This window comes from Microthrixaceae bacterium (assembly GCA_023957975.1).
Taxonomy (GTDB): domain Bacteria; phylum Actinomycetota; class Acidimicrobiia; order Acidimicrobiales; family Microtrichaceae; genus JAMLGM01.
The window spans coordinates 460,309-467,008 of sequence record JAMLGM010000002.1; the positions used below are offsets into that span (position 1 = coordinate 460,309).

General features: G+C 62.4%; 9 protein-coding genes and 2 tRNA genes. All 11 read left to right on the plus strand.

The window, feature by feature from the left end:
- Positions 1-41 precede the first annotated feature (41 nt).
- Positions 42-115: transfer RNA gene (locus tag M9952_04865), tRNA-Met, on the plus strand.
- Between the two features lie 36 nt (positions 116-151).
- Positions 152-1,339: an elongation factor Tu gene (gene tuf, locus M9952_04870; GenBank protein MCO5312254.1), complete on the plus strand. Its 1,188-nt coding sequence runs from the start codon at positions 152-154 to the stop codon at positions 1,337-1,339.
- A gap of 308 nt (positions 1,340-1,647) precedes the next feature.
- On the plus strand, positions 1,648-1,809 hold the full coding sequence (gene rpmG / locus M9952_04875; protein ID MCO5312255.1) for a 50S ribosomal protein L33: 162 nt from the start codon (positions 1,648-1,650) through the stop codon (positions 1,807-1,809).
- A 98-nt stretch (positions 1,810-1,907) separates the two neighbouring features.
- Positions 1,908-1,980, plus strand: a tRNA-Trp gene (locus tag M9952_04880).
- 74 nt (positions 1,981-2,054) lie between these two features.
- Complete coding sequence (gene secE, locus M9952_04885) at positions 2,055-2,402, plus strand: preprotein translocase subunit SecE (protein MCO5312256.1); 348 nt, start codon at positions 2,055-2,057, stop codon at positions 2,400-2,402.
- Between the two features lie 8 nt (positions 2,403-2,410).
- Positions 2,411-3,187, plus strand: coding sequence for a transcription termination/antitermination protein NusG (nusG, locus tag M9952_04890; GenBank protein ID MCO5312257.1), 777 nt, complete (start codon positions 2,411-2,413; stop codon positions 3,185-3,187).
- 75 nt (positions 3,188-3,262) lie between these two features.
- Entirely contained in the window at positions 3,263-3,688 is a 426-nt protein-coding gene (gene rplK, locus M9952_04895; protein MCO5312258.1) for a 50S ribosomal protein L11, read from the plus strand.
- Positions 3,689-3,797: 109 nt separating this feature from the next.
- Positions 3,798-4,493 (plus strand): 50S ribosomal protein L1, encoded by a 696-nt coding sequence (gene rplA, locus M9952_04900; GenBank protein MCO5312259.1) that lies wholly within the window; start codon positions 3,798-3,800, stop codon positions 4,491-4,493.
- Between the two features lie 318 nt (positions 4,494-4,811).
- Complete coding sequence (rplJ, locus tag M9952_04905; GenBank protein MCO5312260.1) at positions 4,812-5,507, plus strand: 50S ribosomal protein L10; 696 nt, start codon at positions 4,812-4,814, stop codon at positions 5,505-5,507.
- 2 nt (positions 5,508-5,509) lie between these two features.
- Positions 5,510-5,893: a 50S ribosomal protein L7/L12 gene (rplL, locus tag M9952_04910; protein MCO5312261.1), complete on the plus strand. Its 384-nt coding sequence runs from the start codon at positions 5,510-5,512 to the stop codon at positions 5,891-5,893.
- A gap of 494 nt (positions 5,894-6,387) precedes the next feature.
- Positions 6,388-6,700: hypothetical protein (locus M9952_04915; protein MCO5312262.1), on the plus strand; the 313-nt coding region annotated here is incomplete at its 3' end.

Below are 6,700 nucleotides of genomic sequence, written 5' to 3' on the forward strand. Positions count from 1 at the left end.
CGCAAGGCGAATCGCCGAGGTCCACCCGGTCGAAACCATGTGGTGGCGTAGCTCAGTCGGTGAGAGCGCTCGACTCATAATCGAGAGGTCGTCAGTTCGAGTCTGACCGTCACTACCTCCCCCAGTAGCACCGAATTCAAGGAGATTGGCCATGGCCAAGGAAAAGTTTGAGCGGACTAAGCCGCATGTGAATGTTGGCACGATGGGCCATATCGATCATGGCAAGACGACGTTGACTGCTGCGATTTCGAAGACGTTGTCGGATCGTGTTGCTGGGAACACGGCGACGGATTTTGAAAACATTGATAAGGCTCCGGAGGAGCGTGAGCGTGGTATCACGATCAATGTTGCTCACGTTGAGTATGAGACCGATGCACGGCATTACGCGCACGTGGATATGCCGGGTCACGCGGATTACATCAAGAACATGATCACGGGTGCTGCGCAGGTGGATGGCGCGATCTTGGTGGTGTCAGCTGCTGATGGTCCGATGCCGCAGACTCGTGAGCACGTGTTGTTGGCTCGTCAGGTTGGTGTGCCGGCGATTGTTGTTGCTCTGAACAAGGTCGACATGGTCGATGATGAGGAGCTGTTGGAGCTGGTGGAGATGGAAGTTCGTGAGCTTCTTGATTCCTATGACTTCCCTGGTGATGAGATTCCGGTGATGCCGGTGTCGGCGTTGAAGGCCCTGGAGGGTGATTCGGCGGCGCAGGATCAGGTGATGGCGTTGATGGAGCAGGTGGATACCTATGTTCCGGAGCCGGTGCGTGATTTGGATAAGCCGTTCCTGATGCCGATTGAGGATGTGTTCTCGATCACGGGTCGTGGCACGGTGGTGACGGGCAAGATCGAGCAGGGGATTTTGCATACGGGTGATGAGATCGAGATCATTGGTCTGAAGGACACCCAGAAGACGACGTGTACTGGTGTGGAGATGTTCCGCAAGTTGCTTGATGAGGGTCAGGCTGGGGACAACATTGGTGCGTTGCTTCGTGGTACGAAGAAGGAAGAGGTTCAGCGCGGTCAGGTGTTGGCGAAGCCTGGTTCGATTACTCCGCATACTGAGTTCGAGGCGAACGTGTATGTGTTGGGTAAGGATGAGGGTGGCCGTCATAAGCCGTTCTTTTCGAACTATCGTCCGCAGTTCTATTTCCGTACCACTGACGTGACGGGCAATATCACGTTGCCGGCTGGTACGGAGATGTGCATGCCTGGTGATAACACTGAGATGCATGTGGAGTTGATTGCTCCGATCGCGATGGATGAGGGGTTGCGTTTCGCGATTCGTGAGGGTGGTCGTACGGTCGGCGCGGGCCGTGTGACCAAGATCCTCAAGTAGGGCTCACCCCCTGGTTCTTGAGCGGAACCCGCTGCCGACGACGCACATGCGCTCGCTCGGCGGCGGGTTCCGCCGTTTTTCGTCGGGGTTCGCCGGAACCTGACGACAACCTGACAACAACCTCGATGACAATGTCGTCGAGAACCGAGTTGGTGGCGCGAAGTGTGATCGCGTAGTGTGGTCGCTCGTGCCTCGGGCCCTCCCGAGCGCGCAGCGTGCACGCTGCGCCTGCTTCCCCGGACCGCAACGGACCCGGCGAGCCCCGACATCCGGCACGAACGAGATCTGACGACTGAGGACGACTCCGAATGGCAAACGACAAGCGAGTTCACGTCACGCTCGAATGCACGACCTGCAAGCGACGCAACTACATCACGACGAAGAACAAGAACAACCAGCGCGAGCGCATCGAGCTCAAGAAGTACTGCCGCTGGGATCGGGCCCACACGGTCCACAAGGAGACCCGCTGATCCATCGGGTCGTTGGTGCGCACGACGGCGTCGATGACGTCTGCGGCGCACCGCGGTTGCGGCGTTCGAGCCAGTAGGCTCCAGCGTCGGCGCCACCGAGGGCAGTAGCTCAATTGGTAGAGCAACGGTCTCCAAAACCGTAGGTTGGGGGTTCGAGTCCCTCCTGCCCTGCAACCACGACCGCAGGTGCAGCTTCCGTCGGCAGCGCAACAAGACGCACCCACAACATTGGTAGTGACATCCACATGGCAATGAACCGAGAGCAAAAGCGAGCGATGCAGCGTGCCGGTCAGGTCGACGCGGAGGGCAATCCCGTCCGTAAGACCGACCGGGCCGAAGCAACCCAGCGCCTGCAACAGGAGCGCACCAAGCCGCGGCAGTTCGTGCGCGAGGTCATCTCCGAACTGAAGAAGGTCGGCTGGCCCACCCGCCAGGAAACCACGCGCCTGTCGATCATCGTGTTCCTCGCCATCGTCGTGATGACCGCTTTCATCTTTGTGATCGACCTGGGGTTCAACGAGGTCGTCAGCTTCATCTTCCCGTCCCCGTCCAGCCTGAGCACCGTGTTGCCCGCGGTGCTCCCATTCCTCTGAAGCGAGCCATGAGCGAGATCGACGAGACCCCCGAGTCCGAAGCGACCGAAGCCGCCCCCGGCGACGTCGTCGTGGACGAAGTTGCCGCCGAGGCCGGTGACGTAGTCGGCGAAGCGGCAGGCGAGGACGCAACCGCAGGCGAGGACGCAACCGACGGTGCCGATGGCGAGACCGCTGTCGGCGAGGCCGCAGACGGCGAGCCGGCGACCACCCGCCGCCGCCGCAAGCAGAGCCCCTATGACCGCCCCGGTCGTTGGTACGTGCTGCACAGCCAGTCTGGCTACGAGAACAAGGTTCGCCAGAACCTCGAGGCCCGCACGCACTCCATGAACATGGAAGAGCGCATCTACGAGATTCAGATCCCGATGGAGGACGTCTCGGAGATCCGCAACGGCAAGAAGGTCGTCCTCCAAAAGAAGATGTTCCCCGGCTATCTGCTGATCCGCTGCGAACTCGACGATGATTCGTGGTACGTGATCCGCAACACCCCGGGCGTCACCGGGTTCGTCGGCGCCGGCAACAAGCCGACCCCGCTGCCTCGCCACGAGGTCGAGGCATTCCTGTCGGTTCCCGACGATGAGGTCGAGGTCCAGGCGCGGCGCTCCAAGCCCCGCAGCGAGTACGAGTTGCACGAGTCGGTTCGTGTCAAGGAGGGTCCGTTCGCGGACTTCTCCGGCGAGATCGTGGAGATCAACACCGACCAGCTCAAGCTCAAGGTGCTCGTTAACATCTTCGGCCGAGAGACCCCTGTCGAGCTGGAGTTCGGTCAGGTCGCAAAGCTGTAGTGCGCAACGGGGTTTGCCCCGCGCCTGCGCATTTCGACACACTCCACTACGTCATTCGAGAAAGAGTTCAACACCATGGCCAAGAAGGTCTCCGCAGTCGTCAAGATCCAGATCCCCGCCGGTGGCGCAACCCCGGCTCCGCCCGTCGGCACCGCGCTCGGCCCGCACGGCATCGCGATCATGGACTTCTGCAAGGAATACAACGCACGCACCGAAGCCCAGCGCGGCACCGTGATCCCCGTCGAGATCACCATCTTCGAAGACCGCTCCTTCACCTTCATCACCAAGACGCCGCCGGCGCCGGTGCTCATCCGTGAAGCCGCCAAGCTCGAAAAGGGCTCGCAGACCCCGGGCAAGTCGATCGCCGGAACGCTCACCGACGAGCAGGTCACCGCGATCGCCAACATCAAGCTTCCCGACCTGAACACCGACGACATCGACGCTGCCAAACAGCAGATCGTCGGCACCGCCCGCTCGATGGGCATTCGCGTCCAGGGCTGACGCACACCCGTCGTTCATCGCGATCGGTCGTCCTGGCCGGTCGCCACGATCATTCATCACCGGCACCGGCGGATCACCTCGCCGTCGGGCCTGACCACAGAGGGAGCCAATCATGGCGAAGGGTAAGAAATACAACGACGCGCTGAAGCGCTTCGACCGCGAACAGTTCCACACCGGAACCGAGGCGATCGAGCTGGCCAAGAGCATCGCCACCGCGAAGTTCGACGAGACCGTCGAAGCCGCGTTCCGCCTCGGGGTCGACCCCCGAAAGGCCGACCAGATGGTGCGTGGCACCGTGGCCCTGCCCGCCGGAACCGGCAAGGCCGTCCGTGTCGCGGTGTTCGCCGCCGGCGACGCGGCCCGCGAGGCCGAGGCTGCGGGCGCCGAGTACGTCGGTTCCGACGACCTCGCCGCGAAGATCGAAGCCGGCAACCTCGATTTCGATGTCACCATCGCCACCCCGGACCTGATGCCGCTCGTGGGGCGCCTCGGTCGCGTGCTCGGCCCGCGCGGCCTCATGCCGAACCCGAAGACCGGCACCGTCACCAACGACGTGGCCAAGGCCGTCGAGGAGTTCAAGGGCGGCAAGGTCGAATACCGCACCGACCGTCACGGCAACGTGCACGTGCCGATCGGCAAGGTGAGCTTCGACGTCGCGGATCTGGTCAACAACTACCAGGCCGTGGTCGACGAACTCCAGCGCGCCAAGCCCGCCTCGTCGAAGGGCAAGTACTTCAAGAAGGTCACCGTCGCCACCACCATGGGCCCGGGCGTGCGGATCGACCCGAACCGTTTGGCCGAGTAACCTCGGTCGCCAAGATCGCCGCCCGCCGCCCATCCGTGTGCGTCGGGCGACAACACATTCGCTCGCCGCAGACATCCGGTTGCAACGTCTCCCTTTCGGGGGAGGCCTGCCGAAGGGAGGCTCGAAAGGGTCCTCCGCCCGACGAGGTGGACTTACCTGGCTTCAGGGACGTTCGCGCGGTATGCGAACGTCCCTTCGTCGTCAGGTGGGGTGAATCTTCGGGAAACCGGAGGCCACTGCGCCAACGCAGGAGGGGCGAACAACCCCAACTCCCACCGCCCGGTGGGACTGAGTTGACGTTGAAAGGAGGTGCAGAACATGGAGAATCCTCGACCGGAAAAGGTTGCGATCGTCGAAGAGGTCCGCCAGAAGCTTGAACAAGCCGATGCGGTCATCTTCACCGAGTATCGCGGTCTCACGGTTGGCGAACTCGGAAAGCTCCGCTCTGGCATGCGTGCCGGCGGTGGGGAATACAAGGTGTACAAGAACACCCTGGTGCGAATCGCCGCCCGCGAGATCGGTCTCGACCTCGACGAAAAGCTGACCGGCCCGACCGCCATCGCGTTCATCACCACGAACGAAGACGGCACGGGTGGCGATATCGCCTCGGTGGCCAAAGCGCTCAAGAACTTCGCCAAAGACCAGCCGTTGCTGGTCATCAAGGGCGGTGTGCTCGGCGACAAGGTCCTCGACGACAAGGAAGCCACGGCGCTTGCCGACCTTCCGACCGCCAGCGAGATCTATGCCCGCTTGGCGGGTGCGATCAATGGTCAGGCCCGTGCTCTGGCCAGTGTCATCAGTGGAGTCCACCGCAGTCTGGGATATGTGTTCCAGGCCGCGATCGACGCCAACGCGTTCTCGGGTGAGGCCGCGTCTGCCCCGGCAGCTGAAGAACCCGCCGAGGAGGCGCCGGCACCTGAGGCCGCCGCCGACGAGGCTCCCGCCGCCGACGAGGCGCCGGAAACCACCGAAGATGCCCCCGCTGCCGAGGCAGCAGAAGAAAGTGAGAACTGATCATGTCGAAGGTTGAAGAACTTCTCGAGTCGATCTCCGCGCTGTCCCTTGTCGAGGCCTACGAACTCGTCAAGGCCATCGAGGAGAAGTTTGAGGTGTCCGCTGCCGCCCCCGTTGGCGTCGCGGTTGCAGCTCCCGCCGCTGGCGGCGACGGTGGCGGTGCCGCCGAGGAAAAGGACGCGTTCGACGTGATCCTCACCAGCGCCGGCGACAAGAAGATCCAGGTGATCAAGGAAGTCCGTGGCCTCACCGGCCTCGGCCTCAAGGAAGCCAAGGATCTCGTGGAAGCCGCGCCCAAGCCCATCAAGGAAGGCGTGACCAAGGACGAAGCCGCTGCCCTCAAGAAGAAGTTCGAGGAAGCCGGCGCCACCGTCGAGGTCAAGTAGTTACCCCCCTCTCCCCGCTCATGCGGGGAGTCTGTTGGCGGGCGAGCCATTGGCGGCCGGTGGACCCGGGATGCCGGACGGAAACGTCCGGTTCCTTCCTGGTCCGCCGGCCTCTCCTTGCCGTCCGTTTGACTGTCTTGTTTTCATTCTGTTAAGCTGTAAGCTCAGAACTTGGAGCATAGCGGGGAACACTGACCTTCGTGGAATCACCTATCGAGCCGTATTCCGTTCGCGAGCGGAGTATGGCCTTCCTGGATGCGCGCCGCCTGACGTCCAGCCCAAGGTGTCCCTCCCCGCCTGAGATTTCCCTACCTCCGCCCTTGGTGACAGACGTCCCTGCGCCGGGCAATGTCCTTTTCCTGACATCGCGAATGAGATTGACCCGCGTCTTCGGCTGCTTCGGCAGTCCCCGGCGCCGGTTTTAACGATTGAGGCACCCTGCCGCGGCCTGTGTCCGGCCCGTCTGCCGCGAGGGGATGCAAAAGGAGTGGAGAATGGCTACTGCGCCCAACGGCAATCACCGGGAACGCGTCGATTTTTCGAAGATCAAGACCGCGGTCCCGATTCCCAATCTCATTGAGATGCAAAAGCGCTCGTACGAGCGCTTTTTGCAGATGGATCTGCTTCCCGACGAACGCGACGACATCGGCCTGCAGAGCGTCTTCCGCAGCGTCTTTCCCATTACCGATTTCCGGGGTCAGAGCGAACTCGAGTTCGTCGATTACTCCATCGGCAACTGGGAGTGCAAGTGCGGCGCCCTCAAGGGCCTGAACCACCTCCGCACCGTCTGCCGCAACCCCGCCTGCG